This window comes from Cellvibrio chitinivorans (assembly GCF_035117775.1).
Lineage (GTDB): Bacteria > Pseudomonadota > Gammaproteobacteria > Pseudomonadales > Cellvibrionaceae > Cellvibrio > Cellvibrio chitinivorans.
Map to the genome: position 1 here is coordinate 429,587 of NZ_JAYKKN010000001.1, position 24,146 is coordinate 453,732.

The 24,146-nt window shown below is 52.8% G+C and carries 24 protein-coding genes; 6 read left to right on the top strand and 18 right to left on the bottom strand.

Features of this window, described 5'->3' with window-relative positions; translation table 11 throughout:
* Positions 1–133 precede the first annotated feature (133 nt).
* From SPL68_RS01800 to SPL68_RS01825, 6 genes are all read right to left on the bottom strand, one after another.
* On the bottom strand, positions 134–877 hold the full coding sequence (locus SPL68_RS01800; RefSeq protein ID WP_323813352.1) for a ZIP family metal transporter: 744 nt from the start codon (positions 875–877) through the stop codon (positions 134–136).
* Positions 877–1,296 (bottom strand): acyl-CoA thioesterase, encoded by a 420-nt coding sequence (locus SPL68_RS01805; protein WP_323813353.1) that lies wholly within the window; start codon positions 1,294–1,296, stop codon positions 877–879. The genes SPL68_RS01800 and SPL68_RS01805 overlap by 1 nt, the downstream gene beginning before the upstream one ends.
* An 8-nt stretch (positions 1,297–1,304) precedes the next feature.
* The gene (locus SPL68_RS01810) at positions 1,305–2,105 is read right to left on the bottom strand and encodes a 2-keto-4-pentenoate hydratase (RefSeq protein WP_323813354.1); all 801 of its coding nucleotides are present in this window, start codon (positions 2,103–2,105) and stop codon (positions 1,305–1,307) included.
* A 194-nt stretch (positions 2,106–2,299) separates the two neighbouring features.
* On the bottom strand, positions 2,300–3,703 hold the full coding sequence (locus tag SPL68_RS01815) for an HDOD domain-containing protein (RefSeq protein ID WP_323813355.1): 1,404 nt from the start codon (positions 3,701–3,703) through the stop codon (positions 2,300–2,302).
* A 272-nt stretch (positions 3,704–3,975) separates the two neighbouring features.
* Complete coding sequence (recG, locus tag SPL68_RS01820; protein WP_323813356.1) at positions 3,976–6,105, bottom strand: ATP-dependent DNA helicase RecG; 2,130 nt, start codon at positions 6,103–6,105, stop codon at positions 3,976–3,978.
* A gap of 14 nt (positions 6,106–6,119) precedes the next feature.
* A complete protein-coding gene (locus SPL68_RS01825; RefSeq protein ID WP_323813357.1) occupies positions 6,120–7,034 on the bottom strand; it encodes a hydrogen peroxide-inducible genes activator in 915 nt (304 codons plus the stop codon).
* Between the two features lie 66 nt (positions 7,035–7,100).
* Between SPL68_RS01825 and SPL68_RS01830 the strand changes: the two genes are divergently transcribed.
* Positions 7,101–7,976, top strand: a complete 876-nt coding sequence (locus SPL68_RS01830; RefSeq protein WP_323813358.1) for an SDR family oxidoreductase — start codon at positions 7,101–7,103, stop codon at positions 7,974–7,976.
* Positions 7,977–8,037: 61 nt separating this feature from the next.
* Here the strand turns inward: SPL68_RS01830 and SPL68_RS01835 are convergent, their stop codons facing one another.
* The 7 genes from SPL68_RS01835 to ftsY form a co-directional block, all read right to left on the bottom strand.
* Positions 8,038–9,084, bottom strand: coding sequence for an OmpA family protein (locus SPL68_RS01835; protein ID WP_323813359.1), 1,047 nt, complete (start codon positions 9,082–9,084; stop codon positions 8,038–8,040).
* A 185-nt stretch (positions 9,085–9,269) separates the two neighbouring features.
* A complete protein-coding gene (gene trmB / locus SPL68_RS01840) occupies positions 9,270–10,016 on the bottom strand; it encodes a tRNA (guanosine(46)-N7)-methyltransferase TrmB (RefSeq protein WP_323813360.1) in 747 nt (248 codons plus the stop codon).
* 40 nt (positions 10,017–10,056) lie between these two features.
* Entirely contained in the window at positions 10,057–10,440 is a 384-nt protein-coding gene (locus SPL68_RS01845; protein ID WP_323813361.1) for a DUF423 domain-containing protein, read from the bottom strand.
* Between the two features lie 81 nt (positions 10,441–10,521).
* Positions 10,522–11,382, bottom strand: a complete 861-nt coding sequence (rpoH, locus tag SPL68_RS01850; protein ID WP_323813362.1) for an RNA polymerase sigma factor RpoH — start codon at positions 11,380–11,382, stop codon at positions 10,522–10,524.
* Between the two features lie 119 nt (positions 11,383–11,501).
* Entirely contained in the window at positions 11,502–12,575 is a 1,074-nt protein-coding gene (gene ftsX / locus SPL68_RS01855) for a permease-like cell division protein FtsX (protein ID WP_323813363.1), read from the bottom strand.
* A complete protein-coding gene (ftsE, locus tag SPL68_RS01860; RefSeq protein WP_133680412.1) occupies positions 12,572–13,240 on the bottom strand; it encodes a cell division ATP-binding protein FtsE in 669 nt (222 codons plus the stop codon). Before ftsE ends, ftsX begins: the two co-directional genes overlap by 4 nt.
* 49 nt (positions 13,241–13,289) lie before the next feature.
* Positions 13,290–14,426, bottom strand: coding sequence for a signal recognition particle-docking protein FtsY (ftsY, locus tag SPL68_RS01865; protein WP_323813364.1), 1,137 nt, complete (start codon positions 14,424–14,426; stop codon positions 13,290–13,292).
* A gap of 124 nt (positions 14,427–14,550) precedes the next feature.
* On the opposite strand from ftsY, the gene rsmD reads away from it, so the two are divergent.
* Together rsmD and coaD are read left to right on the top strand one after the other, a co-directional pair.
* Positions 14,551–15,171: a 16S rRNA (guanine(966)-N(2))-methyltransferase RsmD gene (gene rsmD, locus SPL68_RS01870; RefSeq protein ID WP_323813365.1), complete on the top strand. Its 621-nt coding sequence runs from the start codon at positions 14,551–14,553 to the stop codon at positions 15,169–15,171.
* Positions 15,172–15,296: 125 nt separating this feature from the next.
* Positions 15,297–15,782: a pantetheine-phosphate adenylyltransferase gene (coaD, locus tag SPL68_RS01875; protein WP_323813366.1), complete on the top strand. Its 486-nt coding sequence runs from the start codon at positions 15,297–15,299 to the stop codon at positions 15,780–15,782.
* 6 nt (positions 15,783–15,788) lie between these two features.
* Here the strand turns inward: coaD and mutM are convergent, their stop codons facing one another.
* The 5 genes from mutM to radC all read right to left on the bottom strand — a co-directional run bounded on the left by mutM (position 15,789) and on the right by radC (position 19,144).
* Positions 15,789–16,601, bottom strand: a complete 813-nt coding sequence (gene mutM, locus SPL68_RS01880; protein ID WP_323813367.1) for a bifunctional DNA-formamidopyrimidine glycosylase/DNA-(apurinic or apyrimidinic site) lyase — start codon at positions 16,599–16,601, stop codon at positions 15,789–15,791.
* 84 nt (positions 16,602–16,685) lie between these two features.
* Positions 16,686–16,841 carry a 50S ribosomal protein L33 gene (gene rpmG, locus SPL68_RS01885; protein WP_062058336.1) on the bottom strand — a complete coding sequence of 52 codons (156 nt, stop codon included), beginning with the start codon at positions 16,839–16,841 and terminating at the stop codon, positions 16,686–16,688.
* 15 nt (positions 16,842–16,856) lie between these two features.
* The gene (gene rpmB, locus SPL68_RS01890) at positions 16,857–17,093 is read right to left on the bottom strand and encodes a 50S ribosomal protein L28 (protein ID WP_133680424.1); all 237 of its coding nucleotides are present in this window, start codon (positions 17,091–17,093) and stop codon (positions 16,857–16,859) included.
* Positions 17,094–17,438: 345 nt separating this feature from the next.
* On the bottom strand, positions 17,439–18,353 hold the full coding sequence (locus SPL68_RS01895) for a sensor domain-containing diguanylate cyclase (protein WP_323813368.1): 915 nt from the start codon (positions 18,351–18,353) through the stop codon (positions 17,439–17,441).
* 116 nt (positions 18,354–18,469) lie between these two features.
* Positions 18,470–19,144 carry a RadC family protein gene (radC, locus tag SPL68_RS01900; protein WP_323813369.1) on the bottom strand — a complete coding sequence of 225 codons (675 nt, stop codon included), beginning with the start codon at positions 19,142–19,144 and terminating at the stop codon, positions 18,470–18,472.
* 263 nt (positions 19,145–19,407) lie between these two features.
* On the opposite strand from radC, the gene coaBC reads away from it, so the two are divergent.
* From coaBC to argB, 3 genes are read left to right on the top strand one after another with little or no spacing between them, the layout of a single operon-like run.
* On the top strand, positions 19,408–20,610 hold the full coding sequence (gene coaBC, locus SPL68_RS01905) for a bifunctional phosphopantothenoylcysteine decarboxylase/phosphopantothenate--cysteine ligase CoaBC (protein ID WP_323813370.1): 1,203 nt from the start codon (positions 19,408–19,410) through the stop codon (positions 20,608–20,610).
* A gap of 33 nt (positions 20,611–20,643) precedes the next feature.
* Positions 20,644–23,172 carry a phosphomannomutase/phosphoglucomutase gene (locus SPL68_RS01910; protein ID WP_323813371.1) on the top strand — a complete coding sequence of 843 codons (2,529 nt, stop codon included), beginning with the start codon at positions 20,644–20,646 and terminating at the stop codon, positions 23,170–23,172.
* A 6-nt stretch (positions 23,173–23,178) separates the two neighbouring features.
* Complete coding sequence (gene argB / locus SPL68_RS01915; protein WP_323813372.1) at positions 23,179–24,087, top strand: acetylglutamate kinase; 909 nt, start codon at positions 23,179–23,181, stop codon at positions 24,085–24,087.
* The last annotated feature ends 59 nt before the right edge of the window (positions 24,088–24,146 follow it).

The following is a 24,146-nucleotide window of genomic DNA, read 5'->3' on the forward strand; positions in this document are numbered from 1 at the left end:
TTGTGAAATCATCTAAAACAGGTCGAAATTGACTGCTGCTGTTTTGCTACAGAAGTGTGGCATTTATGTGACAACACGAGATATCGAACTTAATAAAGGTTGAGCTGATTCGCAGCACGGCAGAATGGCCTGCTCAGGCTTCCAGCGCCTGCATCATCACCGCCAAGATAAACCCAAGCGCGGCGATCAAGCCGGACAACTCATGGGTTTCGGCAAAGGCTTCAGGGATCATGGTCTCCACCACCATCGCAAAAATTCCACCCGCGGCGATACAGGTAATCAGCGCTTTGACATAAGCGGGCGCAGCGCCAAAAAACACTGCGCCGATAATCGCAAACACCCCCGACAACAGCGCCATGCCGCCCCACAAACGCAGAATAAACCAGCCGCTGTGACCCGCGCGGCGCATACCGGCGGTGCTTGAGAGCGCTTCGGGGATGTTAGAGATAAAAATCGCCGCCACAGTGGCGAGGCTAAGTTTGCCGCCGCTGGCGACCAATAAGCCTATCGCCATAGATTCGGGCAGGCCGTCGAGCAGAGTGCCAGCGGCTATCGCCATACCGCTATTGTTGGAGGCCGACGGCTGATGGTGGGAGCGCTTGCGATGTTTCACCGGCGCGTTCAGCCAGTGGTTGATCAGCGAAAAGGCCGCGGCGCCGGCCATAAATCCACCCGCCACCCAGCCGATTCCGGCTTCGGCCAACGCATCGCCGACCAGATCAAAACCGAGCGCGGCAAAGAGCACGCCGCTGCCAAAGGCCATCACATAGGCGACTGCCTTGGGCGGAAAGCGGACAAACCAGCCCAAGGCCGCACCGAGCAAAAGCGCGCTGGCGGCGACAAAACCCCAGAAGCCCGCCTCCAGCCAGACCGGCATTACGTGGCCTCAAACCAGCCGCGCACTACATCCGGCAGAGGTACGGATTTACCGTTAGTCGCGCTCACCCAGACCACCTTGGAGTAGCCTTCGGCGGCGGGGGTATCCGGGTCGGCTGAGGTATAGACCTTGTAGGTCACCATAAAGCTGGAACGCCCAGGTTCGCCAACAAACACATCGATGCGCAAATTGTCGGGGTGGAAAATCGGCCGCAAAAAGGTGCAGCCAATAGTCACTACTACCGGATGGGTATCGCCCAGCGTCGGCACGCCCTTGTCCAGCATCCACTGGAAGCGCGCCTCTTCAAAGTAGCGAAAATAGACGGTGTTATTCACATGGCCATAGGCATCCATATCGCCCCAGCGCACCGGCATCTCGCACGAAAAGGCAAATACAACTGGCTGTTCTGACTCGCTCATCTGCTCCCCTAGCCCGCCTGACGGGCGTTAAAACTGACCTGCATACTGCCCAGACCGGCGTAGTCGATCTGGATGTCGGTATTGACCGGCACTTCAATCACTCCCGCGTAGGAGCCGGTAATCACCGCCTGCCCGGAGACAATTCCCTGCCCTTGGCTGCGCAGGAATTCAGCCAGCCAGTAGAGCGGCGCACGCGGATGGGTATTGGGGTGCGAGCCTTGGCGCTCAATTACTTCGCCATTGGCGCAGGTCATGGTGATGGTAAAACTGCTGGCGCCGCGCGCGCTGTCGGAATCCACTTGCGGGCCGATAAATAAGCCTTGGTTGACGAGACCATCGGCGAGCATTTCGGGGAATTCACAGCTGGCAGGGTCAGCGTAGCGGCTGTTGATCAGCTCCAGCGCCATATGAGTGCGGGCGATGGCGGCATCCACATCGGCAGGCGTGTAGGGTTCGGCGCGCGGAGGTAAATCCTTGCCAAAGAAAAATGCCAGCTCCGGCTCGATGCGCGCGCGCTCACCTTCAGCCGCAACCTTAGTCCAAAGAGTCACTGGCGCAACTGAATCGATAGTACGGGTATAAATAGGGCCAACCACCAGCTTGTCTTCCGGCGGCAGCAAACACTTCCAGCCACCGATGCTATCGTCCATTTGCGCGCACCATTGCTCGGTGACTGCGGCTTGAATCTCCAGTGCCTGCTCAAGGGTTTGCGGGCGGCAGGCTTCCGGTAAACGCTCTGCCTGGGCGCCGCTGATACGACGTTGAACCAGTATTGCTGCCGCATCGGCGGCGGGGAAATCGATGGTCATAAGTTGTCTCTCTTTGTATTCAGGTTTTTATAGTTCGCTGTTGTTGGGATAGTTTGTAGCAACTGTTTGTAGCAATCGCCCGCAGCATAACGCTCAATTTTCCCCCGTGCCAGAAACAAACAGACCAGAAACAAAAAGCCCCTTGTGACAGGGGCTTCTTTCAATCGGGGCGTTTGTTAGTCACTGCACACCGCTTAGTGATGCGGCGCCAATTCGTGGGCAATATGTTTAAGGTCATCGCTCGACTCAATGATATTCGCCACAGTGGTATTGGCCTTTTCCGGGTCGAGGTGCAGGTCTTCAAACACCTGCTGGGGAATCGCCAATTTCGGGCCGCGGCCAATATTGTGCTGCTGCAACAAACGCTGGGCGACAAATATCAACTTGGCGTAAACCGCGTGTTCACCTTGATATTGCGGGTTGTTTTGATGGCGTAATCCCACCACCACTTCTTCCGGCATCGACCAGAGTGACATCAACGCTGAACCCAATTGCTCGCGCGTCACGCCCAGCAAATGGCGCTCAACTGCCTGATGGTTGACGTGTGGATTGGTATCCGCCAGTTCGCAGTAGTTATGGAAATAAGGTGGAAACACCTCGGCCATAATCAGATAGCCGAAGTTGTGCAGCAGGCCGCACAGGTAGGCCATACCAAAGCTGGGGCGATGATCGCGCGGAATCGCCGTCACCAAGCCTTCAATGGTCGCCGCCATGTAAACCGCCTGCTGCCAGTAAGGCAGAGAACCGTGCGGACCTTCTTTTGGGATAGTCATAGCCTTGCCCAGCGACAAGCCCAGAGCAAGATTGAGCACCATATCAAACCCCAGCACGCGCACTATGGCATCGTGAATGGATTTGATTTTGCCTGGAGCAGAATAGTAAGGCGATGCCGCCCAGCTCACGACTTGCGCCGCAAGACTCGGATCAGTTTCAACAATCTGCGCGAGGTCGCTGATATCGGCATTAGGGTTCACGCGCAGCTTGATAATACGCTGGGCGGTATCCGATAAGGGCGGTAATTCGAGGGTTTCTTCCAAGCGCTGTTTTACACGTAACTGGGTAAAACTGCGCACCGCACCGAGGATCTGGTCGGTATCGCTGCTGCTGGTATCGTCCGTTTCCAGCGGCTCCAGCGGTACCGCTATGTCACAGATAGTGGCGTCATCCATTATCTGCTTGAATTCATCGCGGCTGAATTTCAGCAGTTGTTGTTCATCGCCCGAGTCCGCCAGCAACTCACTGCGCTCAACCAGACTGCGGTCAATCAGAGTCAACAGGCCTGCCAGTTTGGGCAGTGCGGGAATGGAATGCAGATTATGGGACAGGCAGAACTTGTGAATATCTTCCGGCTTGGCGGCGTGAAGTTCGCGCCCGAGCTGACGATTAACGGCTTTCAAATCCAGCAGGCGATCCGCGGCAAAAATCACCTGCACCCGCCCTTTTCCATCCTGAAGAATGACCGACTTGGCTGCACTCATGGTACGTAAATGCTGGTCGTGCCACTGTGCTCTTTCATGTTCGCTCACTGGCATGTCAGACACCTGATAATGCACATTTTGTTTGTCGAGCAGTGATTGAACACTGGTAGGTACTGGCACGGCCTACTCCTTTTGGTTTTGGTAAGCGATTGAAAAGCATAGCGTTAACTAACTCAGTCACACAGGAATGCGGGGAGTGTAATCGAGCAAACTTAAATCTCATATAGTCACCCAACATAATTGCGTGTAACCACGGTTAGCAGCTGATGATTTAACCAAGCATAGATCAAATTTGCGCCCGCACAGGCTATTTGGATTGAAGATGAGCATAACTGCGCTCAAGTTCTCAGTGCCGGTGGAAATATCCGCCAAACCTAATTGCAAGATCTTATCTACACCTGCAAATAGCGCTGGTTTTCACCCAACCAACGCAACACTAATTGGCTACACACCTGCGGGTAATCGCTCATCAGCAAGAGCGCCGCGTCTTTCACATCGGGCAGTAAATGGCTGTCACGCTGCAAGTCGGCGATCTTGAATTGCATTTCGCCGGTCTGACGGGTGCCGAGCACTTCGCCAGGGCCGCGCAGCAATAAATCCTGTTCGGCGATATAAAAGCCATCGCTGCTTTCACGCATCACTCGCAAGCGTTCTCGGCTGTTGTTGGAGAGTGGCGATCCGTACAAAAGCACGCAGTGACTTGCCGCCGAACCCCGCCCGACGCGCCCGCGCAGTTGATGCAATTGGGCGAGGCCGAGGCGCTCGGGGTTTTCGATAATCATCAAACTAGCGTTGGGGACATCCACCCCCACTTCGATAACCGTGGTTGCGACCAACAAATCCAGCTCATTGGCTTTAAAGGCCGCCATCACCACCTCTTTTTCTGCGGGTTTCAAGCGCCCGTGAATCAGGCCGATGCGCAGATGCGGCAGGGATTCAGTGAGATTGGCTGCAGTCGCTTCAGCCGCTTGCGCCTCCAGCGCTTCAGACTCTTCGATCAGCGTACACACCCAATAGGCTTGGCGCCCCTGCTCACAGGCCAGCCGCACCCGCTCGATCACCTCTTCGCGGCGGTTGTCGCTGATCACCACAGTGCTGATCGGCGTGCGGCCAGGCGGCAGCTCATCGATCACCGAGCAGTCGAGGTCGGCGTAAGCGCTCATCGCCAAAGTACGTGGAATCGGAGTGGCGGTCATAATCAATTGATGAGGGCGAAGCAGACCGGAGCGTCGAGTTTCATCACCACTGGTGCCTTTTTCCGACAGGGTTAAGCGCTGGTGCACACCAAAACGATGCTGCTCATCGATCACAATCAAGCCCAAATTGGCAAACTCGACCGATTCCTGAAACAGCGCATGGGTGCCAACCACCACTTGCGCCTTGCCGCTGGCGATAGCTGCCATTTGCGTGCGCCGCTCGGCAACCTTGAGCTTGCCGGTCAGCCAACCCAGCTTGATCCCGAGCGGTTCGAGCCATTTACCAAAGTTAATGCGGTGCTGCTCGGCGAGAATTTCGGTCGGCGCCATAATCGCCGCCTGTTTGCCACTCGCGACCGCCGCCAATGCAGCCAGCGCCGCCACTACGGTTTTACCGGAACCCACATCGCCCTGCACCAAACGCAACATGGGGATCGGTTTGGCGAGGTCAGCGGCGATTTCATCCACCACCCGGCCTTGGGCGCGAGTCAGATTAAAGCCCAATTGCGCCAAAAAGCGCGCGTGTAAATCGGCATCCAGATTCAAGCGTGTCGCGCCATCGGCTTGGGTTTCGCGGCGCAATAACAACAAACTCAAGTGATGGGCAAGCAGCTCCTCAAACGCCAAGCGCTGCTGATAAGGGTGCTCGCCATCCAACAGCTGCTGGATATTGGCGTTGGTTGGCGGCTGATGCAGATAGCGCAGCGCATCGGCAAGCGATGACTGGTTAAGCTGACGGCGCACCACCTCGGGCAACAGCTCTTTGAGCGCGTGTTTATCGAGCCAGGTCAGCGCCTGTACCGCCAGCGAGCGCAAGCGCGGTTGGGTCAGACCTTCAGTAGCGGGGTAAATCGGGGTAAGTGACTGCTCCAGCGGTAGAGGCGCCGCCGTATCCAGCTCATCGTATTCGGGGTGATACATCTCCAAACCCGAGGCGCCACGGCGCGTCTCACCAAAAATCCGCAAGCGCGTGCCGCTGACCAGCCGCTGCTTTTGCGCATTGTTGAAGTGATAAAAACGCAGAGTGATGGTGCCTGTGCCATCTTGAACTTTGCACACCAAGCTGCGACGGCGACCAAAAACGATATCGCAAGCGCGCACTTCCGCTTCAATCACTGCATTGAGATTGGGCTGAAGCGCGCCAATCGGCGTAATACGGGTGCGATCCAGATAGCGCAGCGGCAAATGCAGGAGGACATCTTGCAGACTAAACAGGCCGATCTTCGCCAATTTAGCAGCCAAATTAGCGCCAACGCCCTTTAAGGCGCTGGTGGGGATTTGATCGAGAGTTTTATCGCTGCCGGAAACAGCGCTGGAAGAGAACATCAGCTAGCACTGAATCAGACACGGCAGGCTTTGATCGCCGCGCGCAACGCATCTATCGCCTTGTGACGCGGGAAGCTTGCGCGCCAGGCCAGCGCCACGGTGCGGCTCGGCGATGGCTCCGCAAAGGGGCGAGTCACCAATACATCGGAGCTGTAGAGCGAACTTTCAGCGGCCGAGGCCGGCAGAATCGTCAAGCCCAAACCTGAGGCGACCATATGGCGCAGGGTTTCGAGCGAACTACCTTCAGCAGCAGTGCGCACATTACTACTATTAGCACTAGCCTCTGCGCCATGCTGCACACTCGGGCAGGTGGTTAAAACCTGATCGCGGAAGCAGTGGCCCTCGCCCAACAGCAATAACTGCTCATGACTGAGATCGGCCTGATCGACCGCGTCTTTGGCGGCAAGCGGGTGATCCTTGGGCATCAACACCACGAACGGCTCGTCGTACAACACCTGCGTCACCACATCTGGCTCCACAAACGGCAGCGCCACAATGATCACATCCAACTCGCCATTGCGCAGCTTTTTACGCAGATTGTGGGTATAACCCTCCTCCACATAAAGCGGCATTTTGTGCGCCAATTGTTGTAGATGAGGAATAAACTTCGGCAATAAATAAGGGCCAATGGTGAAGATGGCGCCAACCGATAATGGGCTGCTGAGCTGGTCTTTACCGGCGTCGGCAAGGTCTTTGATGGCCGCTGTCTGCTCCAACACCAAATTCGCTTGCGCTACTATCTGTTCACCCAGCGGGGTTGGCTGCACACGTGATTTGGTGCGCTCGAACAGGGCAATTCCAAGCTCATCCTCCAACTTCTTGACCGCGATACTCAAGGTCGGCTGGCTCACATAACAACGATCCGCCGCGCGGCCAAAATGCTGTTCCTGGGCGAGAGTGACTATGTAGCGCAGTTCGGTCAGGGTCATAATGCAGCTCCATTACAATGGCTTTGTTGAATAGCCTAAAACTATCAGATTGGCGACATTTATCAAATGACAATTAACGCATCTTCACACGAAAAACAGGCAACTCCCGAAAAACTGCTGATTATCGGTTGCGGTGATATAGGCCAGCGCCTCGCGCAACAACTCGATTCCACTCTCTACCAAGTCACTGGTCTGCGCCGCCACCCTCCGGCAAATCTGCCCCATCTCCAATATCAAGCTTGCGATGCAACTCAAGCCGGGCAGCTGGAGAAGCTTTTCAGCAGCGAAAACTATGATGTGATTGTCATCACCATGACACCCAGCGAACGTAGCGATTTAGGTTATGAGCAGGCTTATGTACACACATGTCAGCACTTGGTTGCCGCACTGAAGCAATATCAGCGCCAGCCGCGCCTTATCATCTTTGTGTCCAGCACCGCCGTTTATGCGCAGAACGATGGCAGTTGGGTCGATGAACAATCGCCCACCCAAACCGACAGTTTTAGCGGCAAGCGATTGCTGGAAGCAGAACAGATTATTCAACACAGCGAGTTTGCGCACTGCATTGTGCGCTTTAGCGGGATTTACGGCCCCGGCCGCAATCGTTTGATCGAGCAGGTGAAACAGCGCAGTGCATCTGCCAGCCCTCATTACACCAATCGCATCCATGCCGACGACTGCGCTGGTGTGCTCGACCATTTGATCGGATTACAACATCAACAGCCACTGGCCGATATCTATCTCGCAACAGACTCATCACCCACTCCCATGCTTGAGGTAGTTAGCTGGATCGCGGAGCAGTTGAAAGTAAAAGATTTTCTCGCAGCCGATGCCACCAACGAGCGCGGCAACAAACGGATTAGCAATCAGCGACTTATCGGCACTGGCTATCAATTTCGCTACCCGGAATTTCGTACCGGTTACATTAAACTCATCAACTAAGCCTATTTAAAAACCATAAAAAAACCCGGCGCAAGGCCGGGCTTTTCACAACAACTCAAGATTACTGAGTTACTGCTTCTTTGTATTTCACGCTTACTGAACCCACTACGCGACGGTTTTGTGCGCGGCCGTCAGCAGTTGAGTTATCAGCAATTGGGCGAGACTCACCGTAACCAGTTGCAGTTACGCGATCAGCCGCAATACCGTACTTGGTGATCAAGGCTGCCTTCACAGAGTCTGCACGGCTTTGTGACAGACGTTGGTTCAGAGCATCAGAACCTTGGCTATCAGTATGACCTTCAACATGCACTACAGTGTTTTCGTACTGATTCATAGCATCAGCCAGTTTTTGCACTTGAGACATGTATTCTGGCTTGATTTCAGACTTGGCAGTGTCAAACAGGATGTCCAAGTTGATTTCCAGAGTCTTATCCAGAACGATTGGGCAGCCTACCTCGTCAACTTTCAGACCCTTAACAGTGTCTGGGCACTTGTCGCGTGAGTCATATACACCGTCGCCATCGCTATCAACATCAACTGGTGCTGCAACAACTGGCGCTGGTGCTGGCGCTGACTTGCCGCCAAATACCAATGCAATACCAGCAGTCACTGCCAGATCGGTGTATTCATTGTCGAGACTGTTGAATGCACGGATATCAGTACGGAATTGGAAGTTGTCACCCAAACGACGCTTCAGACCAGCACCCAGGTTAACCATGGTGTCGCGCTCGGTGTGGGAGTCAGTAGGAGTGAAGTATTCACGCTCCTGATCGCCGATACCAAAGGCAACATAGGGGCGCCATTTGCTTTCAGTGGTGATGTGATACAGCATGTCGGCGCGGTATTGGATGCCGTCCACGTCGCCCGCATCACCTAAAGCAGAAATTTCAGAATCCCACTGCTTAACAACCAGATCCAGCATCCAGTTTTCACCCAAGCCGAAGCCGATACCATAATCCCAAGTGGCCGAATCATTGTAAGTATCTTCAAAGAAATAACGACCACCATCAGCGTGAATTTCTACTGCTGGGTTGCCATCTGCTTGAGCGCCGGTGGAGATGATTGCTGCGATTGCAGCTGAGAGTGCAAGTGTGCGTGTGTGTTTCATAGCTAATAGTTCTCCGTAGAAAATAGCGAGGTTCCCAAAACAATCTGATTCCCTCGATTGATTAAATTCCAAAGCTGGTAACAGCCTATCGATAAATATCGACTTAAAAACTTACTCCTGTAGAACTCCCTTTCATCATTATTTTCAGCTAGTTACATTAGCAAACTAAAGCAGTTTATGCCAATTTATGATGTTTTTTTAAACAACAAATCCCATACACCATGACCTAAACGCTCGCCCCGCCTCTCAAATTTAGTAATGGGTCGATAATCCGGCCTAGGGGCATATCCGGTTTCTGTGAACTCAGTCACAAAACCTGTCGCAACATTCATCGTCTCTAACATATGCTCAGCATAAGGCTGCCAATCAGTTGCCATGTGGAATATTCCAGCGGGCGCAATCTTAGGGCGAAGTTTCTGAACAAAAGCTGACTGTAAGATACGACGCTTGTGGTGTTTTTTCTTATGCCATGGGTCTGGGAAGTACAATTGCAGGCGATCTATAGAATTATCAGGGATACAATCCTCCAATACATCCATCGCATCTGCCATGTACACACGCAAATTGGTGAGCCCTTCCTGCCCCGCCACATTGATCAATCGCCCCACACCTGGCGGGTGAACTTCGATACCAATAAAGTTTTTTTCGGGTTCATTGCGCGCCATCTCGAGCAGCGAATCGCCCATGCCAAAACCGATTTCCAACACCAATGGTGCTTTGCGACCAAAGACCTGTTCGGGGTCGATCATCCCCTTAAAAAGACTCAAGCCATAAACCGGCCACCAAGTATCAAAAGCATTTTTTTGCCCGACAGTGATACGCCCGGCGCGAATCACAAAGCTGCGAATGGCTTTGGGTTTAAATTCAGGCTTGATTAAAAAGCCATCTTCGCCGGATTCAAAATCAGATGTTAGTTCAGGTAAGTCAGACATAAGGGATACATTACGAAGTGAAAAATACGAAGTGAGAAAATCAGTTATCTGGATAGGCGCGCCATGCGGCGATCAATAGCAACACCCAGCCAACCAAAAAGCAGAGCCCGCCCAGAGGGGTAATTGGCCCAAGCCAACGCGGAGCCCCCAAGGCCAGTGCGTAAAGACTGCCGCTAAACATCAGTATGCCTAGTATAAATGCCAAGCCACCTGCTTTTAAACCTGATGTAGCGGGCTTGTAACTGAGCCAGAGGCCGATAAACAGCAGCGCCAGAGAATGATGCATCTGGTATTGAACCCCGGTTTTAACTACATCGACCATATCCGGGGTAAGAATTTTTTTCAGTCCGTGAGCAGCAAAAGCACCGATAACTACGGCGAAAAATCCGCTAATTGCAGCGATCATCAAAAAAATTCGGGGCACAACATGCTCCTTGACGTGGATTTATGAGCAATAAAAAAGCCGCGCTAGGCGCGGCTTTTAGGGATGCAATGAATACTTGAATCAGGCTTCCAACATCATGTTTTTAACTTTGTTCATGGCATTTTTTTCCAACTGGCGGATACGCTCAGCGGATACACCATATTCGGCAGCCAGATCGTGCAAGGTTGCCTTGTCGTCATTCAACCAGCGGCGCTGCAGAATCACACGGCTGCGATCATCCAGTTTTTCAAGCGCACGCTCCAAGCTGTTGACGTTGGATTCTTCCCAGTTGGATTCTTCCAAGCGAACTGCCGGGTCATAGCGATTATCTTCAAGGTAGTGCGCAGGTGCTACATAGCCTTCATCGTCATCGTCATCGCTCGCATCAAAACCGGCATCGTAAGAGGCCAGACGCCCCTCCATTTCACGCACTTGTTTAACATCAACACCCAAGTCCGCTGCAACTGCGTGAGCTTCATCATTGCTCAACCACGCCAGACGCTTTTTGGCACCGCGCAGATTAAAGAACAATTTGCGCTGGGCTTTGGTGGTGGCGATTTTGACGATACGCCAGTTTTTCAGGATAAATTCGTGGATTTCAGCCTTAATCCAATGCACCGCAAACGACACCAAACGCACGCCCTTGTCCGGATCAAAACGCTTAACCGCTTTCATCAGACCGACGTTACCTTCCTGCACCAGATCACCCAGTGGTAGGCCGTAACCGTTATAGGAGCGGGCGATATGCACCACAAAGCGCAGGTGCGCCATAACCAGCTTACGTGCGGCATCGAGATTGCCGTTGCTGACCAGATCGCGCGCCAGTTCCTGCTCTTCCTCAACAGTGAGAATAGAGAAGCTACTGACCGCCTGAACATAGGCATTCAGGTTTGCACCGGGGGCGAGAATGCCAACAGGTTGCAGACTTGAGCTTGTGTTCATAGTTACCTCCAAATTCGATATTGCCCGAGTGTATCACCCGTTTATTGGTTCCGCTAGCACCGAAAAAGTTCAGTTTACGCAGATATTGCACCTTCTTTTGGCGCACAAAAACGGGGGAATTACCTCGGTTGAATCAGATACAAATGGCGCGCTACCGCAATCCAGGCGCCAACTAATCCCGTCACACCAGCAATCAGGATCAACTGCAAGCTTTCGATGAACCCCAAACCCTGCAAACGAAAGCTGCTTTGATACAGATCGGCGAGCTGTGCCACCGGTGCCGACAACCACCAAAAACCTATCGCCAACAAGAGCGCAGCCAAAATGCCACCACCCACACCAAACCATAGACCGGAGTAAAGGAAAGGGCGACGCACATAAGCATCGGTTGCGCCGACCAACTTCACCACCACAATTTCATCGCGACGAGCCTCAATTGCCATACGGATGGTATTGCCAATCACCAGCAACACCCCCAGCGCCAATAGCCCCGCCAGCGCGACCACAAAGCGCTCGGCGACGGTGATAAATTGATGCAGGCGTTTTACCCAGAGCATATCCAAGCGCACATCGGCAACCAACGGGTCAGCCACCAGCGCTTGCTGCAAGGAATTCAGCGCATCGGGCGCGTTGCCACCGATTTTGGGCTTGATCAGAATGACCGCTGGCAGCGGGTTTTCATCAAGATGATTGGCCAGCTCGCCCAATCCGGAACCCAGCTTGAACTCTTCCAGCGCCTGTTCAGGCGATATATAAGTTGCCTGAGCAACATCACCACGCTGCGCCCAGCGGCCGCGCAAGTCCTGCGCCTGATTGGCATTGGCATCCTTTTTCAGGAACACTGAAATCTGGCTGGAATCCTGCCAGCTCTGACCGATCTGCTGAACATTGCTAAACACCACAAACAGCGCTGCCGGCAGGGCGATGGCGATGGCGATCACCAGCCAGGTCATCAGGCTTTGCAGCGGGGTTTCCAGCATGCGCAGCAGGCTTTCAATTGCCGAGTTGCTGTGATGGGCACTCCAGGCATCAAACTTGTCGCGCCATGACATCTGGCTTTGCACCGCACCTTGGGCACGCGGTGTTTCCGCTCGAATGGGCGGTTCGCGGCGCGGGCGGTCGTTGCGGGTATTTGCACTCGCGCCCATACGATTGGGGCGGCGCTCGGGCTTGGAGGGACGATTCGATTTCACCAGAGCACCCCGTCGTGTACCAATTTACCCTGCACCAAACCCAACACCCGCTTGTTCATACGTTTAAGCAGTTCAATATCGTGGGTGGCGATCATCACTGTGGTGCCAACTTCGTTGAACTGGCGAAATAAGGTCATGATCTCGTTCGACAACTCCGGATCGAGGTTACCGGTCGGCTCATCTGCCAGCAGCAGGGTCGGCTTGTTCACTACGGCGCGGGCGATACCCACCCGCTGCTGCTCCCCGCCCGACAAGGTCATGGGATTGGAGCGCTCTTTGTCGAGCAGATCGACCTTATCCAGCGCCGCGCGCACACGCTTGCCGATTTCCTGATGGGGGTAACCCGCCACTTGCAGCGGCAGGGCGACGTTGTCGTATACCGTGCGATCGAACAGCAGTTGGTGATTCTGGAAGACCACGCCGATATTGCGGCGGAAGTAGGGAATCTGGCTTTTGGGCAGGCGCCCGAGATGATGGCCATCGACAAACACATGGCCGTTCGACGGCTGCTCCATGAGCATGATGAGTTTCATCAGCGTACTTTTCCCGGCGCCTGAGTGGCCGGTGAGGAACAGCATTTCGCCGGCCTGCACCTCAAAATCCACACGCGCCAGTGCTTCGTAGCCGGTGTCATAGCGCTTGCTTACGGTTTCAAATCGAATCACAACCAACCCTGTCTACTAAATTATTTAACTTGATTAAACGTCCGCTTGGTTAAACATCTGCCTGATTAAACAGTGCCTTGATAAACGGCTCGGCGGTAAATGGTTGCAAGTCGTCGATGGCCTCGCCCACGCCGATAAACCGCACCGGCAGCGCAAACTTCTTGCTCAGCGCAAAAATCACCCCGCCTTTGGCTGTGCCATCAAGCTTGGTCAACACCAAACCGGTCACACCTGCGGCATCGCGGAATTGCTCGGCTTGGTTAACGGCATTCTGGCCAGTGCCCGCATCCAGCACCAACAGCACCTCATGGGGCGCTGAGTCATCGATTTTGGCCATCACGCGTTTGACCTTGGACAACTCATCCATCAAATGGTTTTTGTTGTGTAATCTACCCGCCGTATCGGCGATGATCACATCAATTCCGCGTGCTTTTGCGGCATTTAGTGCATCAAAGATAACTGAGGCCGAGTCTGCACCTGTGTGCTGGGCAATCACTGGCACATTGTTGCGCTCACCCCAAACTTGCAGTTGTTCGACCGCCGCCGCACGGAAAGTATCCCCCGCAGCCAGCATGACTTTTTTGCCTTCGTTTTGCAGGCGCTTCGCGAGCTTGCCAATAGTGGTGGTTTTACCCACACCATTTACGCCTACCACGAGAATCACATAGGGCTGCTTGCCGCTGTCGATCACCAGCGGTTTTTCCACCGGGCGCAGCATGTCGGTGAGCTGTTCGCGCAGGGCTTTATAGAGCGCATCCACATCGTTGAGTTGCTTGCGCGCCACACGGGCGGTGAGATTGTCGATAATCTCGCTAGTCGCCTCCATGCCCACATCGGCAACTAACAACTGGGTTTCCAAGTCCTCAAACAGCTCTTCATCGATAGTTTTACGGCCGAGAAACAAATTGCCCAAACCTTCGGCAAAGTTACTGCTGGTGCGACTCAATCCCTGCTTGATGCGGGCGAAAAAGCCCAACTTGGCCGGCGCTTCAACAACTGCCGGCGCAACTTCAACAACAGGCTCGACCGCTGGCGCAGTTGCCTCAACGGGAGCCGATTCCGCCGCTTCTACTGCGGGAGCCTCTGGCTCAATGGCAGTTTCGACCAGGGATTCAAGCGAAGCGTCTTCCGGCTTCTCGGTAGGGGTTTCGGGCTTTTCGGATTTTTTAAACAGATTGAAAAACATAGTGTTGATCTGGGATATAAAAGTAGGAAATTGAAACTGACAGTGATTGGCAAACGCAAAGCCGCTATGCTACCACTTCTGATCTGCTCATAGTCTGTCCATCGCCTGCCCATAGAGAAAAGCCTTGTCCAAACTTGTCGTAAAAACCGCAAACCGCACAAATTCTGGCGCAAAATCCGCCGGAAACAACCAATTGCGCATCATTGGCGGACTCTGGCGCGGGCGCAAACTCAACTTTCCCGATGTGGACGGCCTGCGTCCCACGGGTGATCGCATCCGTGAAACTCTATTTAACTGGCTTGCGCCGGATATGCAGGGCGCGCACTGCCTCGATCTGTTTGCCGGTTCCGGTGCACTGGGATTGGAAGCCTTATCGCGCGGCGCAGAATCCAGCTTGCTACTGGAAAAACATCCGGCAGCAGCGGCGCAACTCAGAGCCAATCTGCAACTGCTGAAAGCCGAAAATGGCCGCGTCGAACAGGCAGACAGCCTGCAATGGCTTAACTCTGCACAAGTGTCACACAGGTTCGATATCGTGTTTATCGACCCGCCCTTTGCGCTGGATTTATGGAACGCCGTAGTCGCCGCACTGGAAAACCGCGAATGGCTGGCCGATGAGGCAGTGATTTATCTGGAAGCGCCGCGCGACGCCCAGTTGCAACTGCCCGCCAACTGGCAATTGCATCGCGATAAACAGGCCGGGCAAATTAGTTACCGCCTGTATTACCGCAACGCAAAGTCATAGATTCAAAATAACAACTAGACTTATAGCCCGATGCATAAACCCGCAAATGGCGCATTAACTGGCGAGCCAGCAGTGAATTTTGTACCATGCGCGCCCCGCCAACCGGCACCCAACGGAATACTCCTATGCGCACAGTGGTCTACCCCGGCACTTTTGACCCCATCACCAACGGCCATATCGATCTGGTCGAGCGTGCCTGCAAACTGTTCGATAAGGTGATTCTGGCGGTGGCGGCGAGCAATCGCAAAAACCCGCTATTTACCCTCGATGAGCGAGTCGCGCTGGCCAAAGAAACTCTCGCCCATGTGCCTAATGTGACCGTGTGTGGGTTTGATATTTTGCTGGTGGAGTTTGTGCGCCAGCAGAAAGCGCAGGCGGTATTGCGCGGCTTGCGCGCTGTGTCTGACTTTGAATATGAGTTCCAGCTGGCCAATATGAACCGCGCGCTAGCACCGACTATGGAAAGTATCTTCCTCACGCCTTCCGAGCATCTTTCCTATATATCTTCGTCGATTGTGCGCGAAATCGCCTTTTTAGGCGGCGATGTCAGCAAATTTGTCGCCGCCCCTGTCGAGGCGGCGCTGAAGCAGAAATTTGCCTCCAGAAAATAACCTCGCCTACTTCTGACAATCCACGCAGTACACAGTGGTGCGATCATTCATGCGCACCTCTTTGAGCGGCTTTTTGCAGCGGGTGCAGGCTTCACCGCCGCGCCCGTACACCAGTAACTCCTGCTTGAAGTAACCCGGCTTGCCGTCGCCGCCGACAAAATCCTTCAGCGTTGTCCCACCCTGATCAATCGAGCGCTGCAATACAAATTTGATATCGCGCACCAGGTCTTCGCAGTTTTTGCGCGTCAGTGAGCCCGCTTTACGGATCGGCTTAATGCCGGCCATAAACAAGGATTCATTAGCGTAGATGTTGCCCACTCCCACTACGATTTTACTGTCCATAATGAACTGCTTGATTGCTTGGGTACGCTTGCGGCTGCGCGCGTAGAGATACTCGGCGGTAAAGCCATCGGCGAGCGGCTCCGGGCCCAAATCGGCCAGCAGCTTATGCGCCTCCGGCTCACCCTCGACCCACAGTAGACAGCCAAAGCGGCGCGGATCACAGTAGCGCAGCACTTGTTTGCCGAGCACCAGATCGAAGTGATCGTGATATGAAGGCGGTTCATCCGGCTTAACGATGCGCAAACTGCCCGACATGCCCAAATGGATAAGCGCATGACCATTGCCGAAGTCGAGCAACAGATACTTGCCGCGTCGCAGCACCTTGAGCAGTTTGCGCCCGACACACAAATCCGCCAGCTCCGGCGGAATTGGCCAGCGCAGACGCGGTTGGCGAATGATTAACTCGGTCAAGGTACGACCGACGACATGAGGGGCGATACCGCGCAGGGTAGTTTCAACTTCAGGCAACTCGGGCATAACAACCTCAATCGTAAAAACACCGCCGTAGAAAACAAAAAAACCCGGTCCAAAGACCGGGTTTTTCGCAAGCAAATCAAGTAATTACTTGATTTTGCCTTCTTTGTAGATCACGTGTTGACGAACAACTGGATCAAACTTTTTGATTTCCATCTTTTCTGGCATGGTGCGCTTGTTCTTGTCAGTAGTGTAGAAGTGACCAGTACCAGCAGAAGAGTTCAGACGAATTTTTTCGCGCATGACGATAGCTCCTAATTACACTTTGTGGCCGTTGGCACGAACATCAACCAACACAGCGTCGATGCCGCGCTTGTCGATGATACGCATACCTTTTGGAGTCAGGCGCAGAGTCACGAAACGCTTCTCAGCTTCCACCCAAAAACGGTGAGATTGCAGGTTTGGCAAAAAACGACGCTTGGTGTGGTTTTTTGCGTGGGAAACATTGTTGCCGGTAATTGGACGTTTACCAGTAACTTGACATACCTTGGACATTTTATTGCCTCGTAAAAAATTCAGCGCGCTAAGCTGGAAGCGCTGTGTTAGAACCGTCAAACAGACTAACAACCAGCCTAGAGCATTGTTGTAAGCAGCCTATTCTTTCCTAAACGCGGGTAATTTCAGGGTCGGAGCAGTAAATTTCAGCGGGAAATTTACTCAAAAATGACGCTCTCTTAGTGCGTATTAACAACCCTGCCGCAAAGAGCCGCGTTTTATACCAAAACAGACCTTCAATAGCAATGAAAAGCTGTTTTTTTGACCAAAAAACTGACAATTTATCGCTGCGATCTGCTCTTGTTCGTATCAGACTGAAAAATAAACGGATTTGTCGCGATTAAATCAGTCACCCAATACCAGACAGTTGCGGCCATTGTGTTTGGCTTGGTAGAGGGCATCGTCGGCGCGGCGCAAGACTGACTCTATATCCTGATCCTGCGCCTGAATATGACTCAGCCCCATACTAATAGTGACTTTTAATGACGGATCACTATCGGGCAGGAAGTCGCCACTGGCAATCGCCAGACGCAGGCGCTCAGCGGTGACGTAAGCCGCCTCAAGAGAGGTATTGGGCAGCAAAAGCGCAAACTCTTCCCCGCCAAAACGGGCAAAGAGGTCGCCTTCGCGCAGATGTGTCATCGCCTGATGGGCAATGCCGCGCAAAACCTGATCGCCCGCGATATGCCCATAGCGATCATTAATGGATTTGAAATAATCCACATCCATTAACACCACGACGGTAGACACCTGCCGCTCGCGAAAACGGCGCAACGACAAAGTAAGCGCATCAAGCAATTTGCGGCGGTTGCTGGCACCAGTGAGCTCATCCGTTTCACTCAACTGTTGCAGCTGGGCTTCCAACTGATGACGGCGGGTGATGTTACAGGCGACCCAGACTACCGCGCGCTCATTGTTGACCGGCATTGGCAGCGGTTGAACGCGGCCTTCGAACCAGATCTCGCCTTCTGGCCCTTGCTGTGCATCCAGACCATCAACATCGGCACCAGCGAGGCCGTATTCAACAATTCGCAGCTGGTTTTGCTCAAGGGTGGTGACAATCTGCTCCAGAAACCAATCGGCCTTGGCCTTGGGCAGAACATCGTAGAGGCTGAAATCGACCAGATGCGCGCCATCGTGATAATGCTGGCGATCCTGCCCGCCAATCAACGCGGCGTAGCGCCCGGACTCCGTTAATACAAATACCGGGTCAGGCAGAGCGGAAAGCATGTCCAGCAATATATCCAGGTGGTCAGTCACGATTGTCATCCAATACAAGTCAGGGGGATACATCTCCCTCAGGGTCGATCTGGGTATAGCAGAATTTCAGGGCGTGCGAGGCATTTTGGCATCAAAATCATCACACCGACAAATGATTACAATAATCCACGCTCGGCAAACGAAATCACCTCCGCATCACCTACCACCATATGGTCGATCACCCGCACATCAATTAATTCCAATGCTGCCTGCAAGCGGCGAGTGATACGGCAGTCAGCCTGACTAGGCTCAGCAATACCACTCGGGTGATTATGACTCAGGATAACTGCCGCGCAATTGTGCGCCAAGGCGCGCCGCACCACTTCACGCGGATAAACTGAAGCGCCATCAATGGTGCCAAAAAACAGCTCTTCGTAGGTGATAAGGCGATTCTGACTATCGAGAAACAGGACGGCAAAGACTTCGCGCGGCTGGTGGCGCAATTGGGCACTTAAATATTGGCGCACCAAATCCGGACTAGTGAGCAGATCGCCCGCTTTCATCGCCGCCGATAAATGCCGTCGCCCCATCTCCAATACCGCCTGTAACTGGGCGTACTTGGCGCTGCCCAACCCCAAGCCTTTGCAGAACTCGGTTTGGGATGCTTCCAACAGCTGGCGCAAGCCGCCGTATTCCTGCAATAACTCGCGCGCAAGATCGACGGCGGATTTTCCCACGCAGCCAACGCGCAGGAAAATGGCGAGCAATTCAGCATCAGATAAGGCGCGCGGGCCGAGGGAGAGGAGTTTTTCACGCGGGCGCTCGGCCGCAGGCCAATGGGCGATAGACATAATGCATTCCTTTTATGGGGGATTTGAACATTCCTTGAGTATTGTTTTCGGGGGTGATCAACCAGCGTTTGATTGCTATCGATTTGAATGCTATCGATAGGTACGAAAACGCGGGCAAGAATGGTATCTTTATCCGCTTTCGTCAAGCGGCGCGCGGCTAGCGCCGTTAGTGGCCAATTACACAAAGCGGGTCTAAGGTTGTTCACTAAGCGTCCGTTTTACTGCTGGATGACCAGCGCATCGATAAAGATCGACCAATACCTATGACATCACTTGCCAATAAACAAATTCTGCTCGGCGTGACCGGCGGTATTGCCGCCTATAAAAGTGCCGATCTGGTGCGCCGCCTGCAAGACGCGGGCGCCAAGGTGCAGGTGGTGATGACTCCAGCGGCGCAGGAATTTATTACCCCGCTGACCCTGCAAGCTCTTTCCGGCAACCCTGTACACACCCAACTGCTCGACCCGGAGGCCGAAGCCGGTATGGGGCATATCCAACTGGCGCGCTGGGCGGACTTGGTATTGATCGCCCCCGCTACAGCGGATTTTATCGCGCGCCTCACCCAAGGTATGGGCAATGACCTGCTCACCAGTATCTGCCTCGCCACTGCCGCGCCTATCGCCATAGCGCCGGCGATGAATCAAGGCATGTGGCACAACGAGGCGACCCAAGCCAATCTCTCTATATTGGTCAAGCGTAAAGTTCATGTGTTTGGCCCCGCCGAAGGTGGGCAGGCCTGTGGTGATATTGGCCCTGGGCGCATGCTTGAACCTCTGCAATTGGTGGATGCCGCTGCCAGTTTGTTTACCCCTGGCAGCCTCGCCGGTAAGAAAGTGGTGATTACCGCTGGCCCAACGCGCGAGGCGATAGATCCGGTGCGCTACCTGAGCAATCACAGCTCGGGCAAGATGGGTTATGCACTGGCGCAAGCGGCCGCAGAAGCAGGTGCGCAGACGGTTTTGATCAGCGGCCCAACCCAGCTCGCAATACCTGCGCAGGTAAATCGCATCGATGTGATCAGCGCCGAGGATATGTACGCCGTCAGCCTGCGCGAAGCTCAGGGCTGCGATTTGTTTATCGCCGCAGCAGCAGTGGCGGACTATCGCCCGGCGCAGGTTGCCAGCCAAAAAATGAAAAAGGGCGCGGACGATACCCTCACGCTGACACTGGTGAAAAATCCCGACATAATCGCCAGCGTCGCCGCGCTTGAACGCAAACCTTTTACGGTTGGTTTTGCCGCAGAAAGTGAAAACCTGCTGGAGTATGCGCGCGCAAAACTGGTACGCAAAAATTTGGATATGGTGATCGCCAATAATATTAGCGATAGCCAGATTGGTTTTAACAGCGACGACAACGCCGTCACACTGGTAGAAAACTCATCGATTACCGATATAAGCCAGCGCAGTAAACAACAGCTGGCGCGCGAATTGATCGCCCTCTTTGCAACAAAAATAACAGCACAATAATCATCACGAACTAGCTAGCGAAAAGGTACAGGTGTGAACCCAAAGGATCCGTTAAAAATCAAAGCTGACACAGCAACGCATCTCTCGCGCAGCGAACAGCGCGCGCTGGATGCCGCCAAGCGCAAAGCAGCGGTGCAACAAAAAATTCTGTTGATCTTGCTCGGAATAGCTCTGGTGATTAATGCCATAGTGGGCTATCTGCTCTACCAAAAATTGGTAATCCAACAACAGCAAGAAAATTTGCTGCAGTTAACGCAAGAAAAAGTCGATGAGCAGAATAAAAATCTGACACGCTATTTTCAGCAACAAACACAACTTATCGACAAGCTAGCCACCGAGCCTGCATTAATTGCTAGCTTGGATTTAAGCAATCCAGCGAACACACCTGATGCGCGCAATCAATTGGAAACTGAGTGGCTACAAAAAACACCCTCAGCACTCAAATTACGTTTGATTCCGCTCGGCAGCGCACAATTGGATCGCGAAGCAGAATTTCCCATTCGTTATGCAGAGCTGGATTTAATCCAACGCGCCGAGCAGCGCCAAGCTGCATTGCCAGAATTGGTCGCTATCAATGATCGCTGGATGATTAACTGGATTCGCCCGCTCGCAAGTGATGAAAAAAGTCCGCCACTCGGTACCCTGATGGTCACCATAGATGCCGCCGAATTAATTAACCTATTCAAAATGGTTGAACAAAATCACGGCGAATATGTACTGCTGCAACAATTTACTGGCACGCCACCACAAGTGATTACCAAGCTGGGTACAGGTACCGCAGGCGAAGCAAAACAAAGTAATCTCGGCGGTAGCCATTTGATTGTTAAATTCACACCATCAACTCATTCACTCGAATTGGCCGAAGAACTACCAGCACTTTGGCTGAGCATTACCGGTTTAATTGTGGCGGGCAGTTTGGCGCTGGTCTGGTTCCTCAGCAAAATTTTGGTGCGTATTGAACTGGGCGAAAAAAATATTCCGGCGCCTTCGGTTGCCGACACTGTTACTACCAGCAAAGAATCCATCAACACCGAAGAAGCCATGACCAACCCGCTATTCCAGAAGCAGGATATTCTCGATATCGCCGTGATTGATGAGGATGAAAATATTCTCGGCCTGCAGCAAACTTCAGGTAAAAAATCAGCAGCTTCTGCGCGCAAGAAAATTAATGAAGACGATGTGCCCGCCGAAATTTTTCGCTCATACGATATTCGCGGTTTGGTGGGCAGCCAAATCACACCCGAACTTGCGCAATTAATTGGCCAAGCGGTTGGCAGTGAAGCGATTGATCAGGGTGAGCAGGCAATTGTTGTCGCGCGCGATGGTCGCACGCACAGCGAATCACTAACACAGGCATTGATTCGCGGCATTCTGCGTTCGGGCTGCAACGTTATTAATATCGGTGTAGTTCCCACACCGCTAATGTACTTTTCCACTTTCCATTTTGACGATACCAGCAGCGGCGTGATGGTCACCGCGAGCCACAATCCCAAAGAGTACAACGGCTTTAAAGTGGTGATTAATAATCGCGCACTAGCGGATGATGCGGTTGTCGATTTGCGTTCACGTATTATTGCCCAGCGTTTTCACCAAGGGCTGGGCGAAGAAATTCCGCGCACTATTATTCCCGATTATATCGATCGCATTTTTTCCGATGTCGCCTTAGCAGGTAACGTGTCCATTGTGGTTGATGCCGGTAATGCGGTGACAGGTTTGGTTGCACCGGCACTGTTTGAAGAATTAGGTTGCGATGTTACGCCACTGTTTTGTGATCTCGATGGTGAATTCCCCAATCACAATCCCGACCCAACCGAAGAAAAAAATCTGCAGGCATTAATTGCCAAGGTGCAGGAAACCAATGCCGATATAGGTGTCGCCTTTGATGGCGATGGTGATCGCCTCGTAGTGGTAACCCCCAAAGGCGACATCATTTGGCCAGACCGTTTGCTGATGCTGTTTGCCAAGGATGTGCTCGCGCGCAACCCCGGCGCCGATGTGCTGTTCGATGTAAAATGCTCGCGCCAATTGAATCAGGTTATCAGCAGCTACGGCGGCCGACCGATCATGTGGAAAACCGGTCACTCGCCCATGAAAGCCAAAATGGAAGAAACCCAAGCGCTGATCGGCGGCGAATATTCCGGCCATATATTTATTAAAGATCGCTGGTATGGTTTTGACGATGGAATCTATGCAATGGCGCGCCTGCTTGAAATCATTACTCTGCGCGATCAAAAAATTGATGATATTTTTGCTGCATTTCCACAGCTATTTCCTACACCGGAAATTAAAATCGCCGTCCCTGATGCAGACAAGTTCGGGCTGATCAAAAAACTTAGCGAGACAGGTGATTTTGCCAACGGCACCATCACTACTATTGATGGCCTGCGCGTCGATTACACCAAAGGCTGGGGTCTGGTGCGCGCCTCAAATACATCGCCCGCATTAACGCTGCGTTTTGAAGCGGAATCACAAGAATCACTGGAAAAAATCCAACAACTATTCAAACGGGAATTACTCAAAGTTGATAACCGTTTAACCTTTAATTTACCTTCACAGGATTAATTTTTTATGTCACTGAATCGTGAATCGGCGATGAATATCGCCAACGTTTTAACCGAAGCCCTACCCTATATTCAACGCTTCACTGGCAAAACTGTCGTCGTAAAATTCGGCGGCAATGCGATGGAAGGCGAGGAGCTGCAAAACAGTTTTGCACGCGACATCGTACTGATGAAACTCGTTGGTATGAATCCGGTTGTAGTGCACGGCGGCGGCCCACAAATTGGCAGCCTGCTGGAAAAACTCAATATCAAATCCGAATTTATCAACGGCATGCGCGTCACCGACAGCGCCACTATGGACGTAGTGGAAATGGTATTGGGCGGCACGGTTAACAAACAAATCGTCAGCCTGATTAACCGCAACGGCGGTCAAGCAATTGGCCTAACGGGTAAAGATGGAAAATTAATCCAAGCAAAAAAATTAACTGTTACCCATAAAACACCTGAAATGCTCGCACCGGAAATTCTCGATATCGGTCACGTCGGTGAAGTAGCCAATGTAAATACTGCTGTTATCGACATGCTGATCAACAGCGACTTCATTCCGGTAATCGCACCTATTGGCGTAGGTGAAGATGGTGCGTCCTACAATATCAACGCCGATTTAGTTGCGGGTAAAGTGGCGGAATTTTTAAAAGCTGAAAAATTAATGCTGCTGACTAACGTATCCGGCCTGCAAGATAAACAAGGCAAAGTATTAACTGGCTTAAGCACAGAGCAAGTTGATGGCTTGATCGCCGATGGCACTATCTATGGTGGCATGTTGCCAAAAATTGCCTGCGCACTCGATGCAGTAAAAGCGGGCGTTACCAGCGCGCATATTATTGATGGCCGTGTTGATCACGCAGTACTGCTGGAAATATTTACCGATGTCGGTGTGGGTACATTAATTACCAACAAATCTCGCAACGCATAATCCGCTTATGCGCGCCTGAAAATTTCGGGTGCGCATGAAGTCAAATGGAATCACTCCTT